The sequence below is a fragment of the Ewingella allii genome (assembly GCF_044430645.1).
Lineage (GTDB): Bacteria > Pseudomonadota > Gammaproteobacteria > Enterobacterales > Enterobacteriaceae > Ewingella > Ewingella allii.
Window position 1 is genome coordinate 215,313 of the sequence record NZ_JAWUDN010000002.1, and the last position, 25,523, is coordinate 240,835.

Consider the following 25,523-nt stretch of genomic DNA (forward strand, 5'->3'; position numbering starts at 1 on the left):
TATATGCGCTCTGCTCACATGAATTTGTTTTTTCTGGAAAATCTCCAGAAAACAATAGGACACGCAGCCATACCCCAAATAGTTCCAGTTGCAGGAAAGCAACTCACGCCTCCGTAGCTTGAAATATCAAAGGTATTACAGGAGTTCAAACTATGTTGACCGTTATCCCGATTATTGTCGTTCTCGCGCTACTGGTGGTTTTCGCCGGTGTTAAAATTGTTCCCCAAGGCTATCAGTGGACCGTCGAACGTTTTGGCCGTTATACCAAAACCCTGATGCCCGGCCTGAATCTGGTCGTGCCCTTCGTCGACCGCGTCGGCCGCAAAATCAATATGATGGAACAAGTGCTGGATATTCCTTCTCAGGAAGTGATCTCCCGCGATAACGCCAATGTGGCTATCGACGCCGTTTGCTTTATTCAGGTGATTGACCCGGCGCGCGCCGCCTATGAAGTCAGCAACCTTGAGCAGGCGATTGTTAACCTGACCATGACCAACTTCCGTACCGTGCTGGGCTCGATGGAACTGGACGAGATGCTGTCACAACGCGACAATATCAACGCGCGTTTGCTGCATATCGTCGACGAAGCCACCAACCCGTGGGGCGTAAAAATCACCCGTATCGAAATTCGCGACGTGCGCCCGCCGGCTGAGCTTATCTCGGCGATGAACGCCCAGATGAAAGCCGAACGTACCAAACGCGCCGATATCCTTGAAGCTGAGGGTGTGCGTCAGTCAGCCATTCTGCGCGCCGAAGGTGAAAAGCAGTCACAGATCCTGAAAGCCGAAGGTGAGCGCCAGTCGGCTTTCCTGCAAGCTGAAGCCCGCGAACGTGCGGCGGAAGCAGAAGCACAGGCCACCAAGATGGTGTCTGAAGCTATCGCAGCCGGCAGCGTGCAGGCCATCAACTACTTCGTGGCGCAGAAATACACCGACGCGCTAACCAAAATCGGCTCATCCAATAACAGTAAAGTGATCATGATGCCGCTGGACGCCAGCAGCCTGATGGGCTCCATCGGCGGTATCGCGGAACTGCTGAAAGAAACCAAAGGCGGAAAATAATGCTGCAACAGCTTATAGCAAGCCCGCACCTGTTTTGGCTGTCACTCGGCGGCCTGTTGCTGGCAGCAGAACTGCTCGGTGCGAGCGGTTATTTGCTGTGGAGTGGCATTGCGGCGGCGCTGGTAGGGTTACTGACGTGGCTGCTGCCGCTGTCGTGGGAATGGCAGGGTGTGAGCTTTGCCGTGCTGACGATGGTCGCCGCGTGGCTGTGGTGGAAGTGGCTCAGCACCCGCCAGAGGCCGGACCGGCAGAATGGCTCGCTGAATCAGCGCGGCCAGCAGCTGGTCGGCATGCATGCCACCGTCCTTGAACCCATGAGTAACGGCTACAGCCGCGTGCGCATCGGCGATAGCACTTGGCGCATCACCAGCACCGCGCAGCTTAGCGTGGGTGACGACGTGGTCATCACCCAGGTCGAAGGCATTACGCTGAAGGTTGAGCCGAGCAACAGCCGCCTCTAAGCTCTCTCAAAGCCATTGGTGCTGCAGCAAGGCAGCAAAAGAGGGAATCCCGATGAGCTGACATCAGTCAGTGATTCGGGTGACCGAAAGCGGCTAACGTAGCTGCGGTGCCAAAGGCGAAGAGAGATTGTCGATGATTGGGCAGGCGGCGCCCTCATCTCCCGGACAGGACTCAGCAAGCGCCAGCAGCCGCTGGCGCATCTCGGTTAACTCTTCAATATGTCGGCCAATCTCTGCGGCTTTCTCAAGCGTTCGCGCTTTCACATCGGCACTGTGGCGGTCGGGATTGTGGAACAGCGCCACCAGCTCCTGACACTCATCCAGAGTGAAACCCACCTGCCGCGCCTGACGCAGTAGCGTAAGCTCCTCAATATGCTTTTTAGCGTAGGTACGATAGCCGTTATCACTGCGCATCGGCGCCGTCACCAGCCCCTTCTCTTCGTAGAAGCGAATCGCTTTGCTGGTCAAACCGGTTTTCTTTGCCACATCGCTGATATTCATTTTACCCCCTTGACCTTCACCTTGCTGGAAGGTTTATCCTACCCCTGAATCGATTAAAGGCCAACCAACAGTATCCAGAGGAACACAATATGACTACGACCGTTTTAAACCTTAAAGGTTTGACCTGCGGACACTGCGTGGCGTCTACGCGCAAAGCACTGGAAGCCGTGTCAGGCACCACCAAAGTGGACGTTGAGTTGAACAAAGCCGTGGTTGAAGGCTCAGCGCCAACCCAAGAGCTGATCGACGCTGTCGAAGAAGCGGGCTATCAGGCGACAGTCGCTTAACGTCCTGCGCCATCGCCGCTGGTAACTCTGCCCGCGGCGATAAACGTGACTTTTCATGCTTTTAATTCGCCTTCCCCCCGAAAATCAAGACTTTCCCCCTGTTCGCTACTTCAGCGACGCGCTAGCATGCCCCTTCACTCTTGCAAGGAGACAACGCCATATGGGCCATATCTTTTACCAGCTTGCCCGCTGGCTCGGTCTGCTTTCTCCCGCGGAATATCACTATCCGGCGATGGATATCCAGCTTCCCGGCGACCGTCATTTGCACCTGGTGGGCAGCATCCACATGGGCACCATGAATATGCAGCCCCTGCCGGATATCTTGCTGAAACGGCTGTCGCAGGCCGACGCGTTGATTGTCGAAGCCGACATCAGCGAGGCGGAATCGCCTTTCGGCATCGCGGAAGATCTCTCGCCACTTAGCGAGAGGCTGACCGAGCAGCAATATTTGCAGGTGGAGAGACTCTGCGAGGAGTTGGGGACATCTATCTATAGCCTGAATCACCTGCCCTGCTGGCAGGTCGCGCTGATGCTACAAGCCGGTCAGGCCCAGCGCCTTGGGCTGCGCGGCGAATACGGCATTGACTATCAGCTATTGAAAGCCGCGCGGCGCGAGCAGAAGAAAATCATCGAGCTGGAAGGCCCGCAAGAGCAGCTCACCCTGCTTCAGCAACTGCCGGACGACGGCCGTTCGCTGCTGGAAGACACCCTGACTCACTGGCATACCAACGCGCGGCTGCTGCAAACCATGATCAGCTGGTGGCTGGAATCCCAGCCCAGCCAAAGCATGGAGCCGCTGCCCAACACCTTCAGCAATGACCTGTACGACGTACTGATGAACCAACGCAACCTACGCTGGAAGCAGCAACTCAACGCCCTGCCACCGGGCAAATACGTGGTCGCCGTCGGCGCGCTGCATCTGTATGGCGAAGGCAACCTGCCGGATATGCTGACAGCGGATCGGCGCTGAGTTAGGTTTGTGCCTGAACAAGAACAAAACTCGAGATCCTCAAAATCATTCGAGTCAGATCAAGGCGGCAACTGAGGGAGTCCCTGGGAGCTTACACAAGTAAGTGTCTAGGGCGAGCGAAGGAAGCTAACGCAGAGCTGGCTTAAAGGATGAAGAGGAACAAAAAAGTGGCCAATATCGCTATTGGCCAGTCAAAGAGGAATTTCATTTTATTAGTTATAGCTTCAGCATTTGTCTCTTGCGGGACAGAACACTGGCAGTAGTAGGTTAGCAATCTGTATTGGGTCTTGGCAACAGACATTCGCTAGACTAATATTTAACATTCGTTCAAGAAATACTCTTTATGCTTTACAATCAAAAGATTGAGCAGAGTTATTATTTTTCCGCTAATTAAGTCATCGTGAACGTCTGAGGCATTTTTACCCTTATAGACCCGGTGACTTTTTTTATTGGGATCTTTTCTCGGGGATGGTTATGACGCCAGCAGTCAAATTATTGGAAAAAAATAAGGTGGTTTTTACCCTCCACCCTTATGAACACAGCAGCGATGAGACCCACTTCGGTGACGAAGCCGTGCAGAAACTCGGGCTGGATGCTAATCAGGTCTATAAAACCCTGCTGGTTTCACTCAACGGTGACGCAAAAAATTTGGCCGTGGCCGTCACGCCAGTCGCCTCAATGTTAGACCTTAAGAAAGTCGCCAAAGCCCTCGGCGCGAAGAAGGCCGATATGGCTGACCCGCAAATTGCCCAGCGCGTGACGGGCTATCTGGTTGGTGGAATTAGCCCCCTGGGGCAGAAAAAGCTGCTGCCCACGGTTATCGATAGCCCGGCGCAAAACTTTGCCACCATTTTTGTCTCTGGAGGTAAACGCGGGCTTGATATTGAACTGGCTGCGGGCGATCTTTGTACCCTGCTGCGCGGAAAATTTGCCGACATCGCTAAAGTTGACTGACTGTTTCCGCTACTTACTACAAGAATAAAGGCTTAGATAGAGATGACCGACCGTACCGACCTCCCTACCCAGCCCGTAGCCAGCGCCGCCAAGCGCACCGCCTTCGGGATACTCGGCGCAATCAGCGTTTCCCACCTGCTCAATGACATGATCCAGTCGCTGATTTTGGCGATTTATCCCCTGCTGCAAAACGAGTTTTCCCTCAGCTTCACGCAGATAGGCATGATAACCCTGACTTATCAGATAACCGCCTCGCTGCTACAACCTATTATTGGTTATTACACGGACAAGCATCCGCAGCCTTATTCGCTGCCGATTGGCATGGGCTTTACCCTCTCCGGCCTGCTGCTGTTGGCGGTGGCGCAGACCTTCCCGCTGGTGCTGTTAGCCGCCGCGCTGGTGGGCACCGGCTCCTCAGTCTTCCACCCGGAGTCCTCTCGCGTGGCACGCATGGCGTCCGGTGGCCGTCACGGTCTGGCGCAGTCGGTGTTCCAGGTGGGTGGCAACTTGGGAAGCTCGCTGGGGCCTTTGCTGGCCGCACTGATTATCGCCCCTTATGGCAAAGGCAATGTGGCCTGGTTCTCACTGGCGGCCCTGCTGGGTATCGTGGTACTGCTGCAAATCAGTAAGTGGTATCGCCAACAGCAGCAGATCATCAAGAAGCGCGGCCCCGTCGCGGGCAATATCACCGTGCTGCCGCGCCGCACGGTGGCGATGTCGATGGGTATTCTGCTGGTGCTGGTGTTCTCCAAGTACTTCTACCTGACCAGCCTGAGTAGCTACTACACTTTTTATTTGATTCACAAGTTTGGCGTGTCGATTCAAAACGCGCAGATCCACCTGTTTGTGTTCCTGTTTGCCGTGGCGGCGGGCACCATTATTGGCGGGCCGATTGGCGATAAGATTGGGCGTAAATATGTGATTTGGGCTTCGATCCTCGGCGTCGCACCTTTCACCCTGCTGCTGCCCCACGCCAACCTGATGTGGACCAGCATTCTCAGCGTGATCATCGGCGTGGTATTGGCTTCGGCGTTCTCGGCAATTTTGGTGTTTGCGCAGGAGTTGATTCCGGGCAAAGTCGGCATGGTCTCTGGCCTGTTCTTTGGTTTGGCCTTCGGCATGGGCGGCCTTGGGGCGGCGGTGCTGGGCTACGTTGCCGACCGCACCAGCATCGAACTGGTGTATCAGATTTGCGCCTTCCTGCCGCTATTGGGGATTCTCACCGCATTCTTACCGAATATTGAACAAAAGCAGTCCTAAACTTCTGCCTTTATGCTGCCGATACTCCGTTATCGGCAGCACACTCACCTTGCCCACTGAAACATCGCTGTCCAAAACCCTGTGAAATGTCACTTTCATCTCGATTTACATCAAAATCGTTATTTTTTGACATTCAAGGCACATTTTTTTACACATCGGTCGCCGATATGCCATAAAATCATTAACACTCTCTTACACTTTGCACTGACGCATAACTAGAAGGAGTATGGATGCACAACTCTACGCCCTTGATAACCACCATCGTCGGCGGTTTGGTACTGGCCTTCCTGTTCGGGATGCTCGCCAATCGCCTTAAAATTTCCCCTCTTGTCGGCTATCTTGCCGCTGGCGTGCTTGCTGGCCCTTTTACTCCGGGCTTTGTCGCCGATACTTCTCTTGCTCCTGAGCTGGCGGAAATTGGCGTCATCCTTCTGATGTTCGGCGTAGGTTTACACTTCTCTCTCAAAGACTTATTGGCAGTAAAATCCATCGCTATCCCCGGCGCAGTGCTGCAAATCGCGGTCGCGACGCTGCTGGGTATCGGCCTGTCACGCCTGCTGGACTGGGACTTGGCTGCCGGTCTGGTCTTCGGCCTCTGTCTTTCCACCGCCAGTACCGTGGTGCTGCTGCGGGCGCTGGAAGAGAGGCAGCTGATTGACAGCCAGCGCGGGCAAATTGCCATAGGCTGGCTGATAGTCGAAGACTTAGTGATGGTGCTGACGCTGGTATTACTGCCCGCCTTTAGCAGCATGATGGAGAGTGAGCATTCAAGCTTTGGCGCGCTAGGTATGGAACTGGCGATTACCATCGGCAAAGTGATCGCTTTTATGGTGCTAATGATGGTGGTTGGCCGCCGCCTGGTGCCGTGGATCCTTGCCCGCACCGCCAGTACCGGCTCGCGTGAGCTGTTTACGCTGGCGGTTCTGGCGCTGGCGCTGGGCATTGCTTATGGCGCGGTGGAGCTGTTCGACGTCTCCTTTGCGCTGGGTGCGTTCTTCGCGGGCATGGTGCTCAACGAGTCTGAACTGAGCCAACGCGCGGCGCACGACACGCTGCCGCTGCGCGACGCCTTCGCGGTGCTGTTCTTTGTCTCCGTCGGCATGCTGTTCGACCCGCTGATCATCATTCGCGAGCCTCTGGCGGTGCTGGCGACGCTGGGTATTATCGTTTTCGGTAAATCCATCGCGGCCTTCCTGCTGGTAAAAACCTTCGGCCACTCGCGGCGCACCGCGCTGACGATTTCCGTCAGTCTGGCGCAGATTGGCGAGTTCGCCTTTATCCTCGCCGGTCTGGGCATCACGCTGGGCATGCTGTCTGAGCATGGCCGCAATCTGGTGCTGGCGGGCGCCATCCTGTCGATTATGCTCAACCCGCTGCTGTTCACGTTGCTGGAGAAATATCTGGCGAAGACCGAAACCATCGACGATCAGAGCGTGGAAGAAGCCGTCGAAGACGAGAAGCAGATCCCCTTCGACCTGTGCAATCACGCCCTGCTGGTGGGCTATGGCCGCGTGGGTAGCCTGCTGGGCGAGAAGCTTCAGGCTGCGGGCATTCCACTGGTGGTGATTGAGAACTCCCGGCCACGGGTCGAAGCCCTGCGCGAGCAAGGTATTAGCACGGTATTGGGTAACGCCGCCAATCAGGAAGTGATGGATTTGGCCCGTCTGGACTGCGCCCGCTGGCTGCTGGTGACCATTCCCAATGGCTACGAAGCCGGTGAGATTGTCGCCTCGGCGCGAACCAAACGCCCGAATATCGAGATCATCGCCCGTGCGCACTATGACGACGAAGTGCGTTACATCATGGAGCGCGGCGCAAACGAAGTGGTGATGGGTGAACGCGAGATCGCCAACAGCATGCTGAACATGCTGCACGTCGACGTGATGAACGAAGACGAAAAGCGGCCTTACTGCCCGATTTAACGCCTTCTCGACGAGCAAAAAGCCTCCCATTGGGAGGCTTTTTTATTTCACTCAGCGATAAACCACCACCTGAAACCCTTCGTCTTCAGTCGGCGGGACAAAGTGGCTGGTGATGAAATCAAACTGCTGGTCGGTGGCGGCGAAGTCGTGCTCTCCGGCCTGATTACGGGCGCGGAGACGGGCTTTACACACCTCGTCGGGCACGTCGAGATAGTGCAGCTGGTGGTGAGCGCCGGACGCCTCGACGATCCCCTTCATCCATTGGCGGTTTGCCAGCGTATTGGCCGGGAAGTCGAGCACCACCGACATACCAGCTTGCAGCAAGGCAATAAGGTGCGGAGCCATGGCATCCCGTAGCTTGGCCGAGCAGTGCACGTAGTCGGCCACGCTATGCATCTCCTCGGCGTAAAGCCGCGCCAGCCACTGGTCTTCACTAATAATCACGGTTAACGGGCGAGCAGCAAGCCGAGCAGACAACGTGGATTTGCCCGAGGCAATTTTGCCGCAGAGCAGATGAAGAGTGGGAGTTTCCGTGGCGGTCTGGGACATGCTTTCCTCGCTTTGCTGCGGGTAAATGAATCAAAAGAGTAGCACGCGGCGAGGTGAAGGGGCTGAAAATTAAGGCCAGCGCGAGGGCTGGCCTTAATGAGTCAAATCAGAGGTTAAATCTGCGAGAAGCCGCCGTCGACCACCACTTCAGCCCCCAGCATGTAGCGAGATTCATCGCTGGCAAGGAACAGCACCGCGTTGGCGATGTCTTCGGCGTCCCCCAAATTCCCGAGGGGAATTCGCGCCGCAATGCGCTGTTTGCCAGCGTCAACTTCAGCCTCTGTACCGCCGCTGCGCCCGTGGATAGGCGTATTCATCGCCCCCGGACTGACGGCGTTGACGCGGATTTTGCGCTCTAATAGCTCTGCCGACCAACTCCGCGCCAGCGATCGCACCGCCGCTTTGGAGGCCGAAAGCAGAGACAGGCCCGGCGTGCCGACCTGATTCAACCACGAGGTGTTGAGAATTACCGACGCGCCCGGCTGCAACAGCGGCGAAATCGCCTGCATGGAAAAGAACACGCCCTTGACGTTGATATCCATCAGCTCGTCGTAACGCGCCTCGCTGGTACTCGCCAGCGGCGAGCCGAAGGCCACACCGGCGTTGGCAAAAAACGCGTCCAGCCCGCCAAACTCAGCGGCTACTTGGTTGTGGATATGACGCAGATCCTCTGGCGCCAGCACGTCAGCCTGAATCGCCAGAACATCTCCTACCAGCTGCTGTTTAATCTGTTGCAACTTCCCGGCATCGCGCCCGGTGATCGCCACCCGCGCCCCTTCGCGCAGCATTAATTTGGCCGTAGCTAAGCCAATGCCGCTGGTGCCACCGGTGATCAATACGCGTTTATTTTTCAATCTCATACTGTGCTCCCTGAGTGGGTTGGTTTGATTGAGTTGTGAAAGTCGTAAAGCCCCGTTTCGCGGCGTCTATTGCCCCGGAGATATAACCCGGAAAGGCCGCCGACCACTCGCTGGCGATGCCCTGTAACCTCCCCTGCCAGACGCCCTCGCGGATAAAAGCCTGAGGAATCGAATGGCTCTGATTCGCCGTCAGGTCCCCCGCCGTGGCGGTCAGCGGATCGTCGGCCCAGTCTTTGAAAAACTCAGCAACCGGATGCGCCGCCTGCTCGCCAAACAGCCTGACCAGCTGCGCGCGACAGAGGTCTTTTAGATTGCTTTCGCTGGTGGTCCAGCGCGTTTTCGCCGGTATTCCCAGAAAGCCGAACAGTGCCGCAGCCTGCTCTGACGCCGAGGCATCGTGAATCTCAGCCATAGGGCCGACGGCGCTGCGTGCTTCCCCTGACAGCCCTTGCTGCCGCCAAAAAGGTCGGGAGTAAACTGCCACGTATTTGGCGTGCGGCGCCATCCAAGTGCCGGTATGGGCCCACTCTCGGGCGACGGAAGCTGGCAGCGCGGGGTTGAAGATAATTCCCGCCGCCAAGGCCGGTGGCAGTGCCAGAAACACCTGTTCGGTGCGAACCGACAGGCTTTCTCCGAGTGGCGTTTTGGCCATCAGTTGTATTCCTTCGGCATTCGCCGCTATTTGCGTGACAAGGTGGCTGAACAGCAGCTTGGCCGGATTGAGCCTGTTCTGAAGTTTTTCTACCAGTTGCCGCATTCCTCCCGCAATGCGCATGGAAGGCGGGGATGTAACGTAGCCGGGATGCCGCGAAATCGGCTGATGCAACGCACGATCCAGCAGCATGTCGCCCTGCTCTTCTTGCGCGATAAGCTCAATATCAAGCTGTTGTAAAAGCTGTGCCAACTGGGTCTGAAAGGCTGGCCAGACCCACGTAGCGCCGAGATCAAAACGCTGAGTTTCATCTGCGGCGTGCAGCGACTGAATGCGCCCACCGGCCTGATCGCGCCCTTCAATCAGCAGATAATCCACGCCCGCCTGCTCCAAAAGCGCGGCGGCATACAGTCCGCTCAGGCCGCCGCCAACAATGGCAACTTGCACCTGTCTCATTGCTTCACCGCCAATGTTTTCTGCCTGGGCAAATGGCCGGTTTTGATGTACAACAGCGCCCCTGCCTTGCCGGACACTAATTCAGGAAAGGTGCCAGCAGGAAGCCGCAGCCAACTGCCCGTGGAATAGGCGCTAGCGCCCTCTGTTATCTCTCCGCCCAGCACCAACAGCTCGGCCCCGGCCACCGGCTCACTGGCAAAAATCGGCTCTCCGGCGGCGAGGCTTTCCAGCCTCACCAGCTCATGCGCACTCTGGTACAGCGGACAAATCTCACGGCCCTGCCGTTGCTGCCAGCGGCTTGCTTCCAAGGTATTGATGCGCACTCGCTGAGTTTCCTCGGCGGCCATCTGCCGCAGTTTGACGAAAATCGTCGCGCCCAATTTGCTGGAAGGCTGATGGGAAGAGCCCGGCGGATTACGCAGATACCAGCCCGCCGGATAGTGCTGCTCCCCTTCGGAAAACACGCCTTTCAGCACCAAAATCTCCTCGCCGTCAGGGTGCGAATGTGTGGGGAAATCTGAGCCCGCGTCATAGCGAACAATGCTGGTGGCCCGCGCCTGTTCTGCGCCAATGCGGTCTAGCATGACGCGGTGAACGCCGGACTGCGGCGAGCTTACCCACTCATATTCATCCGCCGTGACCAGCGCGCGCAGGGAGAGGTCGTGATTGACTAACATGATGCGTTTCCGATAAGAGAGCAGACCGGCGCAGCTAAGCGCCGGAAAAAATTATGCTTTTGGCAATGAGTCGAAGGCGTCCAGCACGTGGGCGGTGTAGGTCAGCGCCGCGCCGGTATTGAGGGAAATCGCCACGGCCAGCGCTTCGGCAATCTCTTCGCGCGTCGCGCCGTGTTTGGCGGCGGCTTTAACATGAACAGAGATACAGCCGTCGCAGCGGGTGGTCACCGCCACCGCTAACGCAATCAGCTCATGGATTTTCGGGTCCAAATGACCGGTGGCAGAAGCGCCCGCATCCATCTTGACCAGCCCGCGCATAAATTCCGGCGCCAGCTTGGCGAAATCATTCACTTTACCCAGCAGCTCATCGCGATGTTCATTCCAGTTCAGCAACATAGACAATCTCTTCTTCAATCAGGCGACGTGACCCATCACGTCCCTTTCGTCGCAGGCATTATTGAAATGTTAAGAGTGTTAAACAAATGAGATAAACTTGCCTTATGGCAAAGAAAAACTATCTTGCTGAAAAAGCTGAAAGCAGAGGATAGCCAGCCGTGGCTTGGCTATCCTCTGAAGAGAGAGTTAGGCGGGGGTGTTTGAGCTGAGTGAGTGCTGATATTCCAGCATCCAGTCGTGGAAAATCTGCACTTCGGGGCGACTCAGCGCATGCTCCGACCGCACCATGTAATAGGACCACGTCAGTGGCCATTTAAATGATGGGTAGAGCTGAATCAGCTGGCCGCTATCAATGGATTGCTGCACCAGCGCGCGGCGCACGATAGCCACGCCACGCCCGCCGAGCGCCGCCAGAATCACCGCCGAGGTAGAGTTGATATGCAGGCTGTTCTGGCTCACATGGCCATAGCCGATGATGTCCAGCACGCCACTCCACGACGGCATATTGGCACCGGGATGCGGGGTGTCATCGTAGATAAGCTTCTGTTTATTCAGCCAATCGCAGTCGGCTTCTTGCCCGGCTTTTAAAATCAGCGGGCTGCAAACCACCACCGCCTCTTCATCCATGATCCAGGTCGCGTGCAGCCCCGGCCAGTTGCCCGGTCCGCAGCGAATGCCGATATCCGCCTCGCCGTGAGCCAAATCGATATGCTTATCCGAGACGTCGAGGCGTAGGTCGATATCCTCACGGTGTTCTGCAAACAGGTTCAGGCGCGACATCAGCCAGTTCATCACCAGCACCTGCGACGCGGTAACCACAATCACCGAGCGCGCGCGGCGACCGCGCAACTTCTTCAGGCCGCTTTCGAGCTTATCCAACCCGTCGGTGATCTCTTTCAGCGCGTCTTGCGCCTCAGCTACTACCATCAGCCGCTTTTTGCCAGAACGCGTACGAGTCAGCAGCGGATGCCCTACCCACTCCTCGAGCGAACGCACCAGCTGCCCAACCGCCGCGGGCGTCACGCCCAGCTCTTCCGCCGCCCCGGTAAAGCTGCCGTGTCGGGCCGCCGCTTCAAAGGCGTGTAGCCATTTAAGTCTATTTAAGGAGCGCATCGCAAAATCACCTGCTGATTAGTTATGCCTTCATCCTAGCCCAGAAAACGGCTAACGACATAGATTTTCTTTGTCATCAGGCAATATCTTCTGATTCGTCAGCCTGCTCGCCCCGTGGCAATCTGGGTTCATCGCCGGGCAGCTGAATCTGACAGATGCCTTGTTAATAATTGATTGATAAATAAGAATTCGAGGTCAATATGTCAGCATCATTTGCAGGTAAAAAACTCTTAGTCGTCGGCGGCACCAGCGGCATGGGTCTGGAAACGGCGCGCATTGTGTTAGAAAACAGCGGCAGCGTGGTGCTGGTGGGCAATCGTCAGGCCAAAGCAGAAGAAGCGCGCCAAGCCCTGTCATCCCTTGGCTCAGTGTCGATTATCGTCGCCGACCTGATGAAAGAAGCCGGTATGAAGCACGTGATGGCGGAAATTAACCGCGACCATCGTGATATCAGCCTGTTAGTCAATGCCGCAGGGGTGTTCTTCCCGAAAGCCTTCGTCGAAAACGAAGAAGCCGACTATGACATGTATATGAACATCAACCGTGCGACCTTCTTCATCACTCGCGACGTGGCAAGAAACATGGTGGCGGCGGGTATCAAAGGCTCAATTGTGAATATCGGCTCCATGTGGGCGCAGCAGGCCATCGGCGCGACGCCATCCTCGGCCTATTCCATGGCAAAAGCGGGCCTGCACGCCCTGACCAAAAATCTGGCACTGGAGCTGGGTCAGAGCGGCATCCGCGTGAATGCCGTCTCGCCAGCCGTGGTTCACACGCCGATCTATGAAGGCTTTATTCCGAAAGAGGACGTGGGCGGCGTAATGAACAGCTTCGACAGCTTCCACCCAATCGGCCGCGTCGGCACGCCGCGTGACATCGCCGACACCGTGGCTTTCTTGCTGTCTGATAAAACGACGTGGGTTACCGGCGCCATCTGGGACATCGACGGCGGCGTGATGGCGGGACGTAACGCTTAAGGTTTAAAAGCAAAAACGCGGCGAGCGCCGCGTTTTTTGTCTGCTTATTGACGCCCTAGCATCAACGCTCCCAGTACGACTCCTCGAGGCTATCTTCGCGCTCCGGCAGGCCACGCGTCAGGCGCGGGGAGTGCTGGTTGAGGACCTGATAGCTTACGCGGTTGGCGTATTTACAGACCTGAGACAGTGAAGAGTAGGTCAGATAGTCGCGGACGTGCTTGCTGGAGTTGGGCACGCTGGTGCGGTGGAAACCGTTGGCGGCGATGTCGTGCAGCAGGGCTGACAGCGCGCCATCTCCGGCACCGTTGGTGTTCATGATCTTCTCCGGCCCCCCCATGTATGGCGCGATGTGGGAGTAGATTTTCAGCGGGTTCTGGCAGCTGTCGCGGCGCATGGCGCGGCTGAATTCATACTGGTTGAACTCGGCAATGGCACCCGGCAACAGCGGGTGATTCGTCGCGCGCTTGTACTCTTCTTCGGTGTAGCTGGCCATAAACAGGCCGTTCGGGCCCGCCGTGCAGAGCACCAGATCCACCCACTCCAGCGCCTTATCGGCCGCCATCAGCGGGTCTTTCAAGCCCGTTAGCGCAAAACCTTCATCTTCGTTCATCGCCAAAATAGAGACATTTTCAGCGATGAAGTCGCGCCACGCCTGCGGGTTTTCAGCAATCACAAACTGAGTGCCCAAGGTCAGCACCACTGGCACCTGATACTTCTTGGCATAAGCGATAGCCTGCATCGTGGCTTCTGGCATAGGTTCGCCTTCGCTACTGCGCAACAGGTAGGAAGTCAGCACCAGCGCCGAAGCCCCGGCAATCACGTCTTCCGGCACGCTTTCCTGACGCAAATTGTTCATATGCCCAGGGCTAATCGCAAAGGTACGCTCGCCGCTGTCGCTGATCAGGGTAAAGCAGCGACCAATGGCGCCATCAACGCCTTGCAGATAGTTCAGATCCACGCGGCTCGAGGTGTTGCACAGGTAGCGATAGGCGTAGCTGCCAATCTGCACGTGGCTGCACATCACGCCGAGCAGCACTGAGCGGTCATCGGCCAGCACCGAGTAGTTGTGCAAAGTGTTGCCGATGGTGCCACCGGCAAACTGATGGGTGATCAGCGCCTGACTCATTAATTCCTGATACAACGCCTCGGCGGTCGCATCGTCGATAACGCTGGACTCGCCGGCCTTCAGGCCATAACGGGTAACGAAGTCTTCGTCTACACGCGCTTCAATATCTACCATCGTCTGATCGATACCGACGATATAAGAAGCCCCTACTTCGCTGTCAGGCATCATGCTCTGCAACATTGAATCACGCAGTAAAGGATCGCGCGCGCTGACAGGGAAATAGTGTTTAGACTTACGTTTACCAGGAAATTTCATTGATGCTCTCTGTGGATCAAAAAACGTTAAAAATGTTGAGTCACTAACTGCTGAAGCAGATCGATATGCTCAGGCTGATCGTTAAGGGCGTCAATATAATGGAATTGCTCGCCGCCTGCGTGCATAAAGATCTCACGGTTCTCTTCTTTAATCTCTTCCAGCGTCTCCAGACAGTCTGAGGCAAAGCCCGGACACATGATCTGAATGTTCTTCACGCCCTGCGCCGGCAGGCCTTTCAGCGTTTCGTCGGTGTAAGGCGTCAGCCAAGGCTCACGGCCAAAGCGCGATTGGAAGGTCAGCATAATTTTGCCGGTCGGCAGGCCCAGTGCCTGAGTCAGCGCCTGAGTGGTGTCGCGGCAACGCTGTTCATAATCGTCGCCCAAGGCCACAAAGCGCTTCGGAATACCGTGGAAGGAGAGCATCAGGCGATCTGGTTCGCCGTGCTCGGCGAAGGAGCGCAAAACGGTGGTTTTCAGCGCGGAAATATAGGCCGGATGCTCGGCGTAGTCGCGAATAAAGCTCAGTGACGGCAGGCGGCGCTTCTCTTTTAACACGCGCGCTACGCCGTCAAACACCGCGGCGCTGGTGGAGCAGGAATATTGCGGATACAGAGGCAACACCACCATTTTGGTGACGCCCTGCTCCAGCAGTTTGTCGATGGCATCTTCCATGCTTGGCTTGCCGTAGCTCATCGCCAGTTCAACCGGAGTGCCCGGCAGGCGCTCGGCCAGCGCTTTTTGCTGGCGGCGGCTAAACACCATCAGCGGCGAACCCTCTTCCATCCACACGCCCTTATACAGTTTTGAGACGCGAGGAGATCGCAGCGGCAAAATTACGCCGTAAAGGATCGGCAGCCAAATCAAACGATTAGTATCAACAACCCGTGGATCACCTAAAAACTCAGCCAGATACTTTTTTACGGCCTGCGGCGTTGGTGCTTCGGGCGTACCGAGATTGACCAGTAACACACCGAATTTCGTCTGCATCATGCTGAATTTCCTAAATTATTACGGCTCTTGAGCCTGGGTGACTGGAAGCCAAAAATGCGGGCTTCGACTTAACTTTGCACATTGTAACCAAAAAGACGGGGAGCGGAACCGATAACAGCTAATGGCAGAAGTAATCAATACCATTCATTTGATGAATAAAAGTGCGGGAAACAGAAATAACAAAAGCGACCGGAGTCGCTTTTGTTGCTTCTATTATTTACGACAACGACATTAACCGAGGATAGAAGCCAGCTCTTGGCGCACTTCGTCCACTTTCTGAGTACCGTCGATACGAACGTATTGAGTGTTGCCCGCTTCAGCTTCTTTGCTGTAGTAAGACACCAATGGCTCGGTCAGATCGTGATATTCAACCAGGCGCTTACGCACGGTTTCTTCCTGATCGTCCTTACGGGTGATCAACTCTTCGCCGGTCACATCATCTTTGTTTTCCACTTTTGGCGGATTGAATTTGATGTGATAAACGCGGCCTGAGCCTGGATGAACGCGGCGACCTACGATGCGATCAACGATCAGTTCGTCAGGTACGTCGAATTCCAGCACGTAGTCCACTTTGATCCCAGCGTCTTTCATGGCATCAGCCTGAGGGATGGTGCGTGGGAAGCCGTCGAGCAAGAAACCATTGCGGCAGTCTTCCTGCTGAATGCGTTCTTTAACCAGTGCAATCACTAATTCGTCGGTCACCAGTTTACCGGCATCCATGATTTCTTTTGCTTTCTTGCCGAGCTCACTTCCAGCTTTAACAGCTGCGCGCAACATGTCACCGGTAGAAATCTGCGGAATGCCATATTTCTCCATGATGAATTGCGCTTGAGTTCCTTTACCAGCGCCCGGAGCGCCCAGCAGAATGATACGCATTGCGTAAATCCCCTTGCATGTAATTTTTATTAAAACGTACAAAACGACCAACCATATCATTCTGCTCGCCCTTCCTCAAGGAACAGGCTGCGCGCAATCAAGGTTAAGCCAGCGCCTCCTGGCGTTTAATTCGCAAGGTCTGGGAGATAACGGCCAGCACAATAATGCACCCACCAACAACGGCTTGCAGCGTTGGGGCCTCATTAAGAAACAGGAAGATCCAAAGCGGCGCGAGGGCGGTTTCGAGCAGTAAAAATAGTCCGGCGTTAACCGGAGAAACAAAGCGCGTGGAGAGAGAAATCAGCCCCATCGCCAGCGGCATAATCACCGCGCCTTCGATGAACAGCCACAGCCACTGCGAACCGCTGAGCAGCGGAACAGCGTGCAGCACGCCGCCGCCGGTGAAGCCCACCACGCAAACCGAGGCCAGCACGCCGCCGATTGAAGGCAAGCCCACGGTGCCGTTTTCCACTTTTGAAGCAAAGATAAAGGCTAGCGCCATAGACACCGCCGTCGCCAGCGCGAAGTAGTTGGCCAGCGGGTCATAGCCCGTCGCGCGGCCGGTCATGACGATTGCCACGCCGAGCATGCCCGCGATAGCCGCCATCAGCAGCGATTTATCAATTTTGGTGCCAAAGAACAGGCGCGAAATGATCGCGGAAACAAACGGCGTCGAGGAGATGATCACCAGCACGGTGGCGATGCTGCCGCGATTTAACGCATTAACGAAGCAGGCCGACGCGATACAGAAAAACAGCGTCGACAACGCGTTTTGACGGGTGATCCACGGCACGCCGAGCACCGAGCGGCTCTTCGGCCACAGCAGGTAAACCAGCACCACCAGCCCCCACATAAACAGGCCGCGCAGCATCACGATCATCCATGAGTTATCGATACTCATGAGTCGGATAAACACGGAATCGGTACTCAGAATTATGCCGCCGAGAATACCGATCAGGTTGCCGTTAACCGGGGTAGATTTACTCATTTTTGACTCCAAAGTCGGGCTAAATCGTCGATAACACTGCCGGTGCTATCCACTTGCTGAAAGCGATTGCCCCGCGCCCAGCGGGAAATACGCAAAGTATGGGTGTGCTCGAAATAGCTGCCGTTGATCTGTTTGACCTTACGCAGCTGGTCTTCAGACAGCGTCGCCACGGGGAAGCAGGCGAAAGGCAGGCCAGATGCGCTGAGCGAGGTCAGGCGTAGGCCATTAGCCAGCGGCAGGTCGATTTTCTCGACGCTGGCAACGTTGTAAGGCTGCCAATCCGGGGTCTCCATCGCGGCAATGGCCTCCTGCAATGGCCGCTGAGAGACGGTTGATCCTTCGTACAGGCGCAGCTCGCTGCGGAACAAACAGCTATAGTGCTCAGGGCGCACGGCAATCAGCGTCAGACCCACGGCCACCGACGCGTGTTTATGCAGCGGCGCGAGGAAAATCGAGCTGTTATTCACCAACTCATCATGCAGACCGGTGGCGAAACTGTGCGAACCGTCGACCACGGTTTTATGATTCAAACCATCAAGATCGTTAATGGCCCCGGTATAAGGGTTAACGTGCGTGACCATGTTGACGCCGCTGTTTTGCCCCGGCGCGTCAATCGGCGCGGGTTTGGAGAACAGCAGTTCAATCGGCTGATAGTGGCGATGGGCGGCCAGATTCAGCGACATATTATGTTTATGCAGCAAGTGGGAGAGCATGGCTAAGCCCACACGCACCGACTGCACCAGAAAAATGTCATAATCGCCAAGACGATAGACCGTCGTCAGCTTGTCGCGCAGCACTTCCCGCAGCCGGTTTACTTCCCTGTAATAGTGATCACCGTGCTGTTGCTGCAAGGCGGGAGAGAGAGATGAAGGGTCCATCAGTCGATCAACTCACGCTGGTACAGTAACGGCAGGACGTTGTCGCGAAACACGGATCCCACTCCCACTTCGCAAGGCGGCTTGCGGTAATTCACCCAGGCGATTTCCGCGATCTCCGCGCTAGCGACGGGTTGCCCCACCACTTCCACCTGATAGACATGATTTTCAATCGCCACTTTTTCGAACTCCGCCACGCCGTGGAATAAGCCCAGCGGCGTGATTTTGGCCGTATCGACGTTGAGCTCTTCTTTTAACTCGCGGCGTAAACAGCTGATGTGGTCTTCCCCCGTCAACGGCTTGCCGCCGGGAGAAATGAAAATGTCGGTTCCGCGCTTGCGCGTTAGTAATAACGCGCGGTCACGGATGATCACTGCCGAACATTTGACGATAGTTTTCATCGGGTTATCCTTCATTACGCCGCAGCGTGAGTCGCCGTTTTTAACCCCAGACTCAGGGTTTCACCGGAGAGGAATTTAATGATGTTGCGCGCCAGCGGCGTTTTCTCATTCAGATAAGCCAGAATGGTTTCGTCATTCGGCGTCGAGAAGCTGTCACCGAAAATACTCACCCCTTCCAGCGATTTAGTGGAAATACCTAATTGCAGCAGGCGATATTTCACGTCGTCAGAAGATTGAGCGAATTCATAAATTGGCGAATGATATTGAATGTCGTATTCATTCATCAGGTTGACCAAAAACTCTTTGGCGACCAGACGCTGCTCGGGGAATTCTTGCTGGTAGTGGGTAATACCGTCGTTAATCACGCTAATATCGTTGCGGCGGCAGAAATCCACTAAATGGGCGTGAATCGCTAATTTCTCGCCGAGTAACACCAGATTTTTACGATGACGCAAAATATCGCTTTCGATATTTTCAATGGCGATGGAGCGGAAAGTCCCGCTGATATCCTCGACGGTGTGTTCGACCACTAAATCGCCAAAGCGATTACGCAGCTCTTCCACACGGTGGGCGAGAATGCCGCGGTGCAGGGAGCAACCGCTGTTGGCAGAGTAAAGATGCACAGGGATACCCTGTAACATTAAATAACATGCGGCCAGCGTGCTATCGCGGCCACCTGTGAACATAACTAACTGCGTTCGTGGAGTCGTATTTGCTGTGGAAGTCGTTGTACCAGAAAGTGAGTTGTTCATAGTCATCCTTATTTTTTATACAGACTTAACCAGCGCGCAAGGCGCAGACTGGCGCACTTACTGAATTATCTTCAGTAGAATTACAGCGCCTGTTAGAGAGATGTGCTTCGGAACGAGGTTGAGACTAATGGGTTTTTTCGGCACAAGAAAATGATATAAACAGACAGTTGAGTTGAATTTTTCTAACAAGGTGTTGATATGGCAAACCTGCCTTCCCTGCGCGCCCTGCACTATTTCAAGCAGGCTGCGACCTTTGAAAGCTTCAGTCTGGCGGCGGAATCGCTGAACGTGACTCACAGCGCAGTGAGTCATCAAATTAAGAATTTAGAGGGCTGGCTGGGCACGCCATTATTTAAACGCGCGGCGGGCCGGGTCTATTTAACCCGCGACGGTGAGAAATTAAAAAAATGCTGCGATCAGGTATTTGTCGAAATAGAAAATACCTGCCGTGAAATTAAAGCCCGGCAGGAAAATAATTTAATTATCTCCTGCGCGCCAAGTTTTTTAGCCCAGTGGCTTATTCCGCGGATTAGCCGCTTTTCGGAACGTCATGAAAATATTGTCCTGACTTTCCAAACGCATACCGATGTTCAGCAAGTCCATGAACAGCGGACAGATATTCTAATTAAGAGTAATGAGAACCAGCTGACCAGCGATATTGAATCAACGCTGATCACCGTCGATTATATCGGCCCGGTCTGTTCGCCAAATTTCCGCCACCATTTTACTTATCAGACGGACTTCTCCACCCTGCCATTGCTGCACGCCGACACCAAAATTAATGCCTGGCAGGAGTGGGCTAAGAAAACCAATGCCAAAGGCGATTTTATTGCGGGCAAGCATTTCGATAACCTGACGCTGGCGATTCAGGCGGCAAAAAACGGGCTGGGGATCATCATGACGCCGCAGATTCTAGTGAAGAAGGAGCTACAGGATGGTACGGTGATCGCGCCGCTGGGCTTCGCCGAGGTGGATCGCGCCACCTATATGCTGGTGAAAAGCGATCGCAGCCATGAGCCGGAGATCACTGCATTTCGCGGCTGGTTGCTGGAAGAAGCCAGCGGAGGCTAAGCCGTTGTCCTGCTTTTAAGAGCAAAAAAAAGCCCCGTCGCGATGACAGGGCTTTTTATGAGCATCTGAACCTTATGCTTGCAGCAGTTGGTTCATACGGCGGATAAACAGGTTTGGATCTTCCAGCGTGCCGCGCTCGGCAAACAGCGCCTGATCCAGCAGCAGTTCAACCCACTCGCTAAACTGCGCGTCGTCGACCACGTCGGAAGCACGTTTTACCAGCGCGTGGTCAGGGTTCAGCTCGAAGATGTATTTCACTTCTGGCGCTTCCTGACCGGCAGCGGCGAACAGCTTCGCCATCTGGGTAGTCATTTCATCAGCGCCGGTAGTGACAATCGCTGGCGTATCAGTCAGACGGTGGGTCAGACGCACTTCTTTCACACGGTCGCCCAGCAGGGTTTTCACGCGCTCAACGAACGGCTCCAGCGCCTTCTCAGCTTCTTTCTGCTCTTCGCTCTCTTCGTCAGCCAGCTTGTCCAACGTGTCGTCGGCCTTGCTCACGGATTGGAAGACTTTGCCATCAAACTCAGTCAGATAGCTCATCATCCACTCGTCGATACGATCGGACAGCAGCAGAACTTCGATGCCTTTCTTGCGGAACAGCTCAAGGTGCGGGCTGCTCTTCGCGGCGGCATAGCTGTCGGCGGTGATGTAGTAAATTTTGTCCTGACCTTCCACCATCTTGGCAACGTACTCTTCCAGAGAGAGAGTCTGGCTGGAGCTGTCGTTGCGGGTGCTGGCGAAGCGCAGCAGTTTGGCAATGGCTTCTTTGTTCGCGCCATCTTCTGCCGGGCCTTCTTTCAGCACCAGACCGAACTGTTGCCAGAATTGCAGGTACTTCTCGTTGTCGTCTTTCGCCAGTTTCTCCAGCATCTGCAATACGCGTTTGGTCAGCGCGCTACGCAGGTTCTGGGTGATGCGGCTGTCTTGCAGGATTTCACGCGAGACGTTCAACGGCAGGTCGTTGGAATCTATCAGACCACGCACGAAACGCAGGTAGTTCGGCATGAACTGCTCGGCTTCGTCCATAATGAACACGCGCTGCACGTACAGCTTCAGGCCGTGCTTGTGGTCGCGGTTCCACATATCCCAAGGGGCTTGTGAAGGGATATACAGCAGGCTGGTGTACTCCTGCTTACCTTCAACACGGTTGTGGCTCCAGCTCAGCGGATCGCTGAAGTCATGGGAGATGTGTTTGTAGAATTCGGTGTACTCTTCGTCGGTGACTTCCGATTTACCGCGGGTCCACAGGGCCTGCGCCTTGTTGATTTGCTCCCAGGTGACGGTGTCATCTTCTTCATTGCGGGTTTCAACTTCAACCGGCAAGGCGATATGGTCAGAGTATTTGCTGATAATCGAGCGCACGCGCCAATCGTCGAGGAACTCGTCCTGATCTTCGCGCAGGTGCAGAGTGATTTCGGTGCCGCGATCGGCTTTCTCTATATCCGCCAGGGTGTACTCGCCTTCACCAGCAGATTCCCAGAACACGCCCTCATCTTTGCTCGCGCCAGCAGCGCGGGTGCGCACGGTCACTTTGTCCGCCACGATAAACGCGGAGTAGAAACCTACGCCGAACTGGCCGATCAGCTGGCTGTCTTTCGCCTGCTCGGAACCGACGGATTGCAGGAAGGCTTTAGTACCTGATTTAGCGATAGTGCCGAGGTTGTCGATCACTTCGTCACGGGTCATCCCGATGCCGTTGTCGCTCAGGGTCAGGGTACGTTTTTCTTTATCGAACGCCAGACGTACGTGCAGTTCGCCATCACCCTCATAAAGTTCAGGCTTGGAGAGCGCGCGGAAACGCAGTTTGTCGGCGGCATCTGAGGCGTTGGAGATCAGCTCACGCAGGAAAATCTCTTTGTTGGAATATAAGGAGTGGATCATCAGATGCAGCAGCTGCTTAACTTCAGACTGGAAGCCGCGGGTTTCTTGTCCTTTCATACTCATCAAATTACCTCAGTTACGCTATTTGAATTGTCATTATGCTGGCAAGCCCAGCCTTACAGGCGGCACATTGGCCAAAATAAAACGCTGAGGAGTAGATGGGGTTATCAGGAGGATAATTCAAGGGAAAAGAGAACGTTTGGCTTAAAACTGAACCGCCACGCGTGAAATCGCGCGCGTGGCGGGAATTAACAGGTCAGAACTTGAAAGGTGCACGCCCTGCCAGAGAGTGCGACAGCGTGGTGCCATCCACCATCTCCAGCTCACCGCCCATCGGCACGCCGTGGGCGATGCGGCTCGCCAGCACGCCGTACTGGCCGCACATTTCGGCGATGTAGTTCGCCGTCGCCTCACCTTCGACCGTCGGGTTGGTCGCCAGAATCACCTCTTTCATGCTTTCGCTTTCCAGACGATGCTCTAAACGATCCAAACCGATGTCATCCGGGCCAATGCCGTCCATCGGAGACAGGTGGCCCATCAGGACAAAATAGCGACCGGAAAACTGACCGGTTTGTTCTATAGCATGGATGTCAGCCGGGCTTTCAACCACGCAAATCTGACCGTTTTCTTTGCGCCGTGGGTTGGCGCAAATGGTGCAGATATCCTGCTCGGTGAAAGTGCGGCAATCAGCGCAGTGGCCGATTTCAGACATCGCACGCGTTAACGACTGCGCCAGCCGCATTCCACCGCTGCGATCGCGCTGCAACAGTTGGAATGCCATGCGCTGCGCCGATTTCGGGCCAACGCCCGGCAGGCAGCGCAACGCCTCCATTAATGATTCAAGGAGTGGGCTGGTTTGCATCAGAATGGCATCTTAAAGCCTGGTGGCAATTGCATGCCGCCGGATACAGAAGCCATTTTCTCTTTCTGAGTTTCTTCAATGCGACGCGCCGCATCGTTGAAAGCCGCCGCGATCAGGTCTTCCAGCATGTCTTTGTCGTCTTCCAGCAGGCTTGGGTCGATTTCCACACGACGGCAGTTGTGCGCGCCGTTAATGGTGACTTTAACCATGCCCGCGCCAGATTCGCCGGTCACTTCTAACTGGGCGATTTCTGCCTGTACCTGCTGCATTTTTTCCTGCATTTGCTGGGCCTGTTTCATCAGGTTACCAATGCCGCCTTTTCCAAACATAATCATCTCTCTTTGCGTCGGGCCGCGGGGATTTGCGGCGTTTAAACAGGGCGAATACTCTCTTCATCAAGCTCGGCGTCGAAGAAACGGCGCAGAGTTTGAATATTGTTATCCGCAATAATCGACTGGCGCGCCTGCGCCAGCTTCTCTTCATATATGGCTTGTCGCCACTCCAGAGGCGTTTTGACCGCCAGATTATCATCTTCTAGCACGGTGAGTTCAACCGGCGTCTGATGGAGTGTCGATAGTGCTTCCGTCAGCACTTTTTGTGCCGAAGGGGAATTCAAGTGGCGCTGCGAAGAGCGCAGATGCAGGGTGATTTTCCCGGCTTCAACCTTTTCACACCACGCGTTCAGGGCCAGTTGCTGCACCAGTTTTGGCATCACCATCTGGTTGATTTCAGCCGCCCAGCCGTCGCGCTCAGTGGCTTCGACCGCCAGACGCGCGGCCAGTTCCGGCGACTTCTCATGCTCCAGCGCGGTGCGCAGCGCCTTGGGCGTCGCCACCGGCTCGGGTGCCTCTTCCGGCTCGTTCAGGGCTTTCCAGCGATAAGCTTCTTCTTTTACGGGCTGCTCAGGTTCTTTCTCTTTTCTGGCGCTGGCCTGCGTTTGCACACGCTCAGTCACCGAAGCTAAACGCTCCAGGGCTGAGTTTGCCGGCCGCGCTTTTCCTGGCGCTGCCGGCTCAGCTTTTTTTGGGGTGGTATTCCCCTGCTGCCTGAGTAGTTGTGTTCGGGCCTGTAACAGTTGCGCCGTGGTATCTGAGATACCCGGCTGCGGCGCGCCTTGCGGCGGCGGTGTTTCTTGCTGAGAAGTTCTGCTTTGCGGCTGAGCTTCTGGCGCAGCAGAAGGCGCTGGCACAGTGGCTGCTGGGGCTACCGACTGCTGGACTACAGGTTCAGCAATCACCACTTTTGGGTGGAAAGCCAAGGCGCGCAGCAGGGTCATCTCGACGCCCATGCGCTTGTCCGGCGCGTAGGCCAGTTCTTTGCGGCCAATCAGCAACGTTTGGTAATAAAGCTGCACATCGGCAGGCGGGATAACCCGCGCCAGCTCGCGCAGGCGTTGCTCAATGGCGGCGTAATGGTTGTCGAGCACCGTGGGTAACAGCTGTACCATAGCGATGCGATGCAGCAACGCCAGCGTTTCCACCAGCAGGTTTTCCCAGTCAACGCCGCGAGAAGCAGCATGCTCCACCTGCGCCATCATCTGCGCGCCGTCGGCGCTCACCAGGGCTTCAAGCACGGCCAGCGGCTGCTCGTCATCCAGCGTCCCCAGCATCTGCGACACGGTTTCGGTGGTTACTGCGCCCTGCCCCATGGCGATGGCTTGGTCGGTCAGGCTTAGGCCGTCGCGCATACTGCCGTCGGCCGCGCGAGCCAGCAGTTGCAGAGCGCGCGGCTCGCTGCTGATCTGCTCGGCGGTCAGCACCACGTCGAGCTGCTTGCGAATTTGTTCGACATCCAGCGCCTTCAGGTGGAACTGCAGGCAGCGGGAGAGAATAGTCACCGGCAACTTCTGTGGATCAGTAGTAGCCAGCAAGAATTTGACGTGCGAAGGCGGCTCTTCCAGCGTTTTCAACAGCGCATTGAAGCTGTGACGCGAGAGCATGTGGACTTCGTCAATCAGGTAAACTTTGAAGCGACCGCGCGCTGGCGCATATTGCACGTTGTCCAGCAGTTCGCGGGTATCTTCTACTTTGGTACGGGACGCGGCGTCGATTTCAATCAGATCAACAAAACGGCCCTGTTCGATTTCACGGCAGTTATCACACACGCCGCACGGCGTAGAAGTAATACCGGTTTCACAGTTCAGCCCTTTCGCTAACAGGCGCGCAATGGTGGTCTTCCCCACACCGCGGGTGCCGGAAAACAGATAAGCGTGATGGATGCGTCCGAGCGACAGGCCGTTGGCCAGCGCGGTCAGCACATGTTCCTGTCCGACGACGTCGGCGAAAGTTTGAGGGCGCCACTTACGGGCCAGAACCTGATAGCTCATTAATACCGGAGAAGTCGAGTGG

General features: G+C 55.6%; 27 protein-coding genes and 1 other annotated feature. Of the genes, 9 read left to right on the top strand and 18 right to left on the bottom strand.

Annotated features, from left to right (window positions below; genetic code table 11):
- Nucleotides 1-152: 152 nt before the first annotated feature.
- Complete coding sequence (locus SBO83_RS07710) at nucleotides 153-1,061, top strand: SPFH domain-containing protein (protein WP_396131072.1); 909 nt, start codon at nucleotides 153-155, stop codon at nucleotides 1,059-1,061.
- Complete coding sequence (locus tag SBO83_RS07715) at nucleotides 1,061-1,522, top strand: NfeD family protein (protein ID WP_396131073.1); 462 nt, start codon at nucleotides 1,061-1,063, stop codon at nucleotides 1,520-1,522. Before SBO83_RS07710 ends, SBO83_RS07715 begins: the two co-directional genes overlap by 1 nt.
- Nucleotides 1,523-1,615: 93 nt before the next feature.
- Here SBO83_RS07715 and cueR read toward each other — a convergent pair whose 3' ends face one another.
- A complete protein-coding gene (gene cueR, locus SBO83_RS07720) occupies nucleotides 1,616-2,023 on the bottom strand; it encodes a Cu(I)-responsive transcriptional regulator (protein ID WP_396131074.1) in 408 nt (135 codons plus the stop codon).
- Nucleotides 2,024-2,112: 89 nt separating this feature from the next.
- Between cueR and SBO83_RS07725 the strand changes: the two genes are divergently transcribed.
- The 5 genes from SBO83_RS07725 to ybaL all read left to right on the top strand — a co-directional run bounded on the left by SBO83_RS07725 (nucleotide 2,113) and on the right by ybaL (nucleotide 7,416).
- Complete coding sequence (locus SBO83_RS07725) at nucleotides 2,113-2,310, top strand: cation transporter (RefSeq protein WP_396131075.1); 198 nt, start codon at nucleotides 2,113-2,115, stop codon at nucleotides 2,308-2,310.
- A 160-nt stretch (nucleotides 2,311-2,470) separates the two neighbouring features.
- Nucleotides 2,471-3,280, top strand: coding sequence for a TraB/GumN family protein (locus tag SBO83_RS07730; protein WP_396131076.1), 810 nt, complete (start codon nucleotides 2,471-2,473; stop codon nucleotides 3,278-3,280).
- A gap of 474 nt (nucleotides 3,281-3,754) precedes the next feature.
- Nucleotides 3,755-4,234, top strand: coding sequence for a Cys-tRNA(Pro)/Cys-tRNA(Cys) deacylase YbaK (ybaK, locus tag SBO83_RS07735; RefSeq protein WP_396131077.1), 480 nt, complete (start codon nucleotides 3,755-3,757; stop codon nucleotides 4,232-4,234).
- Nucleotides 4,235-4,276: 42 nt separating this feature from the next.
- Entirely contained in the window at nucleotides 4,277-5,494 is a 1,218-nt protein-coding gene (locus tag SBO83_RS07740; protein ID WP_396131078.1) for an MFS transporter, read from the top strand.
- 230 nt (nucleotides 5,495-5,724) lie between these two features.
- Entirely contained in the window at nucleotides 5,725-7,416 is a 1,692-nt protein-coding gene (gene ybaL, locus SBO83_RS07745) for a YbaL family putative K(+) efflux transporter (protein ID WP_034792289.1), read from the top strand.
- A 51-nt stretch (nucleotides 7,417-7,467) separates the two neighbouring features.
- Here ybaL and SBO83_RS07750 read toward each other — a convergent pair whose 3' ends face one another.
- The 6 genes from SBO83_RS07750 to SBO83_RS07775 form a co-directional block, all read right to left on the bottom strand.
- Nucleotides 7,468-7,965: an AAA family ATPase gene (locus SBO83_RS07750; RefSeq protein ID WP_396131079.1), complete on the bottom strand. Its 498-nt coding sequence runs from the start codon at nucleotides 7,963-7,965 to the stop codon at nucleotides 7,468-7,470.
- 113 nt (nucleotides 7,966-8,078) lie between these two features.
- Nucleotides 8,079-8,825 carry an SDR family oxidoreductase gene (locus SBO83_RS07755; protein WP_396131080.1) on the bottom strand — a complete coding sequence of 249 codons (747 nt, stop codon included), beginning with the start codon at nucleotides 8,823-8,825 and terminating at the stop codon, nucleotides 8,079-8,081.
- Entirely contained in the window at nucleotides 8,809-9,933 is a 1,125-nt protein-coding gene (locus SBO83_RS07760) for an FAD-dependent oxidoreductase (protein WP_396131082.1), read from the bottom strand. Before SBO83_RS07760 ends, SBO83_RS07755 begins: the two co-directional genes overlap by 17 nt.
- Entirely contained in the window at nucleotides 9,930-10,610 is a 681-nt protein-coding gene (locus SBO83_RS07765; protein WP_396131083.1) for a cupin domain-containing protein, read from the bottom strand. The genes SBO83_RS07760 and SBO83_RS07765 overlap by 4 nt, the downstream gene beginning before the upstream one ends.
- A 51-nt stretch (nucleotides 10,611-10,661) precedes the next feature.
- The gene (locus tag SBO83_RS07770) at nucleotides 10,662-11,006 is read right to left on the bottom strand and encodes a carboxymuconolactone decarboxylase family protein (protein WP_396131084.1); all 345 of its coding nucleotides are present in this window, start codon (nucleotides 11,004-11,006) and stop codon (nucleotides 10,662-10,664) included.
- Nucleotides 11,007-11,192: 186 nt separating this feature from the next.
- Complete coding sequence (locus tag SBO83_RS07775; protein WP_396131085.1) at nucleotides 11,193-12,119, bottom strand: LysR substrate-binding domain-containing protein; 927 nt, start codon at nucleotides 12,117-12,119, stop codon at nucleotides 11,193-11,195.
- A gap of 200 nt (nucleotides 12,120-12,319) precedes the next feature.
- On the opposite strand from SBO83_RS07775, the gene SBO83_RS07780 reads away from it, so the two are divergent.
- The gene (locus SBO83_RS07780) at nucleotides 12,320-13,096 is read left to right on the top strand and encodes an SDR family oxidoreductase (protein WP_396131086.1); all 777 of its coding nucleotides are present in this window, start codon (nucleotides 12,320-12,322) and stop codon (nucleotides 13,094-13,096) included.
- A 61-nt stretch (nucleotides 13,097-13,157) separates the two neighbouring features.
- Here the strand turns inward: SBO83_RS07780 and SBO83_RS07785 are convergent, their stop codons facing one another.
- The 7 genes from SBO83_RS07785 to SBO83_RS07815 all read right to left on the bottom strand — a co-directional run bounded on the left by SBO83_RS07785 (nucleotide 13,158) and on the right by SBO83_RS07815 (nucleotide 19,292).
- Entirely contained in the window at nucleotides 13,158-14,477 is a 1,320-nt protein-coding gene (locus SBO83_RS07785) for an inosine/guanosine kinase (protein ID WP_396131087.1), read from the bottom strand.
- Nucleotides 14,478-14,503: 26 nt separating this feature from the next.
- Complete coding sequence (gene hemH, locus SBO83_RS07790; RefSeq protein WP_396131088.1) at nucleotides 14,504-15,466, bottom strand: ferrochelatase; 963 nt, start codon at nucleotides 15,464-15,466, stop codon at nucleotides 14,504-14,506.
- Nucleotides 15,467-15,697: 231 nt separating this feature from the next.
- Nucleotides 15,698-16,342 carry an adenylate kinase gene (gene adk, locus SBO83_RS07795; protein ID WP_353503037.1) on the bottom strand — a complete coding sequence of 215 codons (645 nt, stop codon included), beginning with the start codon at nucleotides 16,340-16,342 and terminating at the stop codon, nucleotides 15,698-15,700.
- Nucleotides 16,343-16,445: 103 nt separating this feature from the next.
- Nucleotides 16,446-17,330 carry an EamA family transporter gene (locus SBO83_RS07800; protein WP_396131089.1) on the bottom strand — a complete coding sequence of 295 codons (885 nt, stop codon included), beginning with the start codon at nucleotides 17,328-17,330 and terminating at the stop codon, nucleotides 16,446-16,448.
- Nucleotides 17,327-18,208 carry a DUF6024 family protein gene (locus tag SBO83_RS07805; RefSeq protein ID WP_396131090.1) on the bottom strand — a complete coding sequence of 294 codons (882 nt, stop codon included), beginning with the start codon at nucleotides 18,206-18,208 and terminating at the stop codon, nucleotides 17,327-17,329. Before SBO83_RS07805 ends, SBO83_RS07800 begins: the two co-directional genes overlap by 4 nt.
- The gene (locus tag SBO83_RS07810; RefSeq protein ID WP_100937457.1) at nucleotides 18,208-18,606 is read right to left on the bottom strand and encodes an NUDIX hydrolase; all 399 of its coding nucleotides are present in this window, start codon (nucleotides 18,604-18,606) and stop codon (nucleotides 18,208-18,210) included. The genes SBO83_RS07805 and SBO83_RS07810 overlap by 1 nt, the downstream gene beginning before the upstream one ends.
- Nucleotides 18,607-18,620: 14 nt before the next feature.
- The gene (locus SBO83_RS07815) at nucleotides 18,621-19,292 is read right to left on the bottom strand and encodes a hypothetical protein (protein ID WP_396131091.1); all 672 of its coding nucleotides are present in this window, start codon (nucleotides 19,290-19,292) and stop codon (nucleotides 18,621-18,623) included.
- A 264-nt stretch (nucleotides 19,293-19,556) separates the two neighbouring features.
- On the opposite strand from SBO83_RS07815, the gene SBO83_RS07820 reads away from it, so the two are divergent.
- Nucleotides 19,557-20,429 (top strand): LysR substrate-binding domain-containing protein, encoded by an 873-nt coding sequence (locus SBO83_RS07820; protein ID WP_396131092.1) that lies wholly within the window; start codon nucleotides 19,557-19,559, stop codon nucleotides 20,427-20,429.
- Nucleotides 20,430-20,501: 72 nt separating this feature from the next.
- Here the strand turns inward: SBO83_RS07820 and htpG are convergent, their stop codons facing one another.
- The 4 genes from htpG to dnaX all read right to left on the bottom strand — a co-directional run bounded on the left by htpG (nucleotide 20,502) and on the right by dnaX (nucleotide 25,501).
- Nucleotides 20,502-22,370: a molecular chaperone HtpG gene (htpG, locus tag SBO83_RS07825; RefSeq protein WP_396131227.1), complete on the bottom strand. Its 1,869-nt coding sequence runs from the start codon at nucleotides 22,368-22,370 to the stop codon at nucleotides 20,502-20,504.
- A gap of 199 nt (nucleotides 22,371-22,569) precedes the next feature.
- Nucleotides 22,570-23,175 carry a recombination mediator RecR gene (recR, locus tag SBO83_RS07830; RefSeq protein ID WP_353503040.1) on the bottom strand — a complete coding sequence of 202 codons (606 nt, stop codon included), beginning with the start codon at nucleotides 23,173-23,175 and terminating at the stop codon, nucleotides 22,570-22,572.
- Nucleotides 23,175-23,504 carry a YbaB/EbfC family nucleoid-associated protein gene (locus SBO83_RS07835; RefSeq protein ID WP_353503041.1) on the bottom strand — a complete coding sequence of 110 codons (330 nt, stop codon included), beginning with the start codon at nucleotides 23,502-23,504 and terminating at the stop codon, nucleotides 23,175-23,177. Before SBO83_RS07835 ends, recR begins: the two co-directional genes overlap by 1 nt.
- 41 nt (nucleotides 23,505-23,545) lie before the next feature.
- Complete coding sequence (gene dnaX / locus SBO83_RS07840) at nucleotides 23,546-25,501, bottom strand: DNA polymerase III subunit gamma/tau (protein WP_396131094.1); 1,956 nt, start codon at nucleotides 25,499-25,501, stop codon at nucleotides 23,546-23,548.
- Nucleotides 24,155-24,219, bottom strand: a sequence feature (DnaX frameshifting element). (Overlaps the previous gene by 65 nt.)
- Nucleotides 25,502-25,523: the final 22 nt, after the last annotated feature.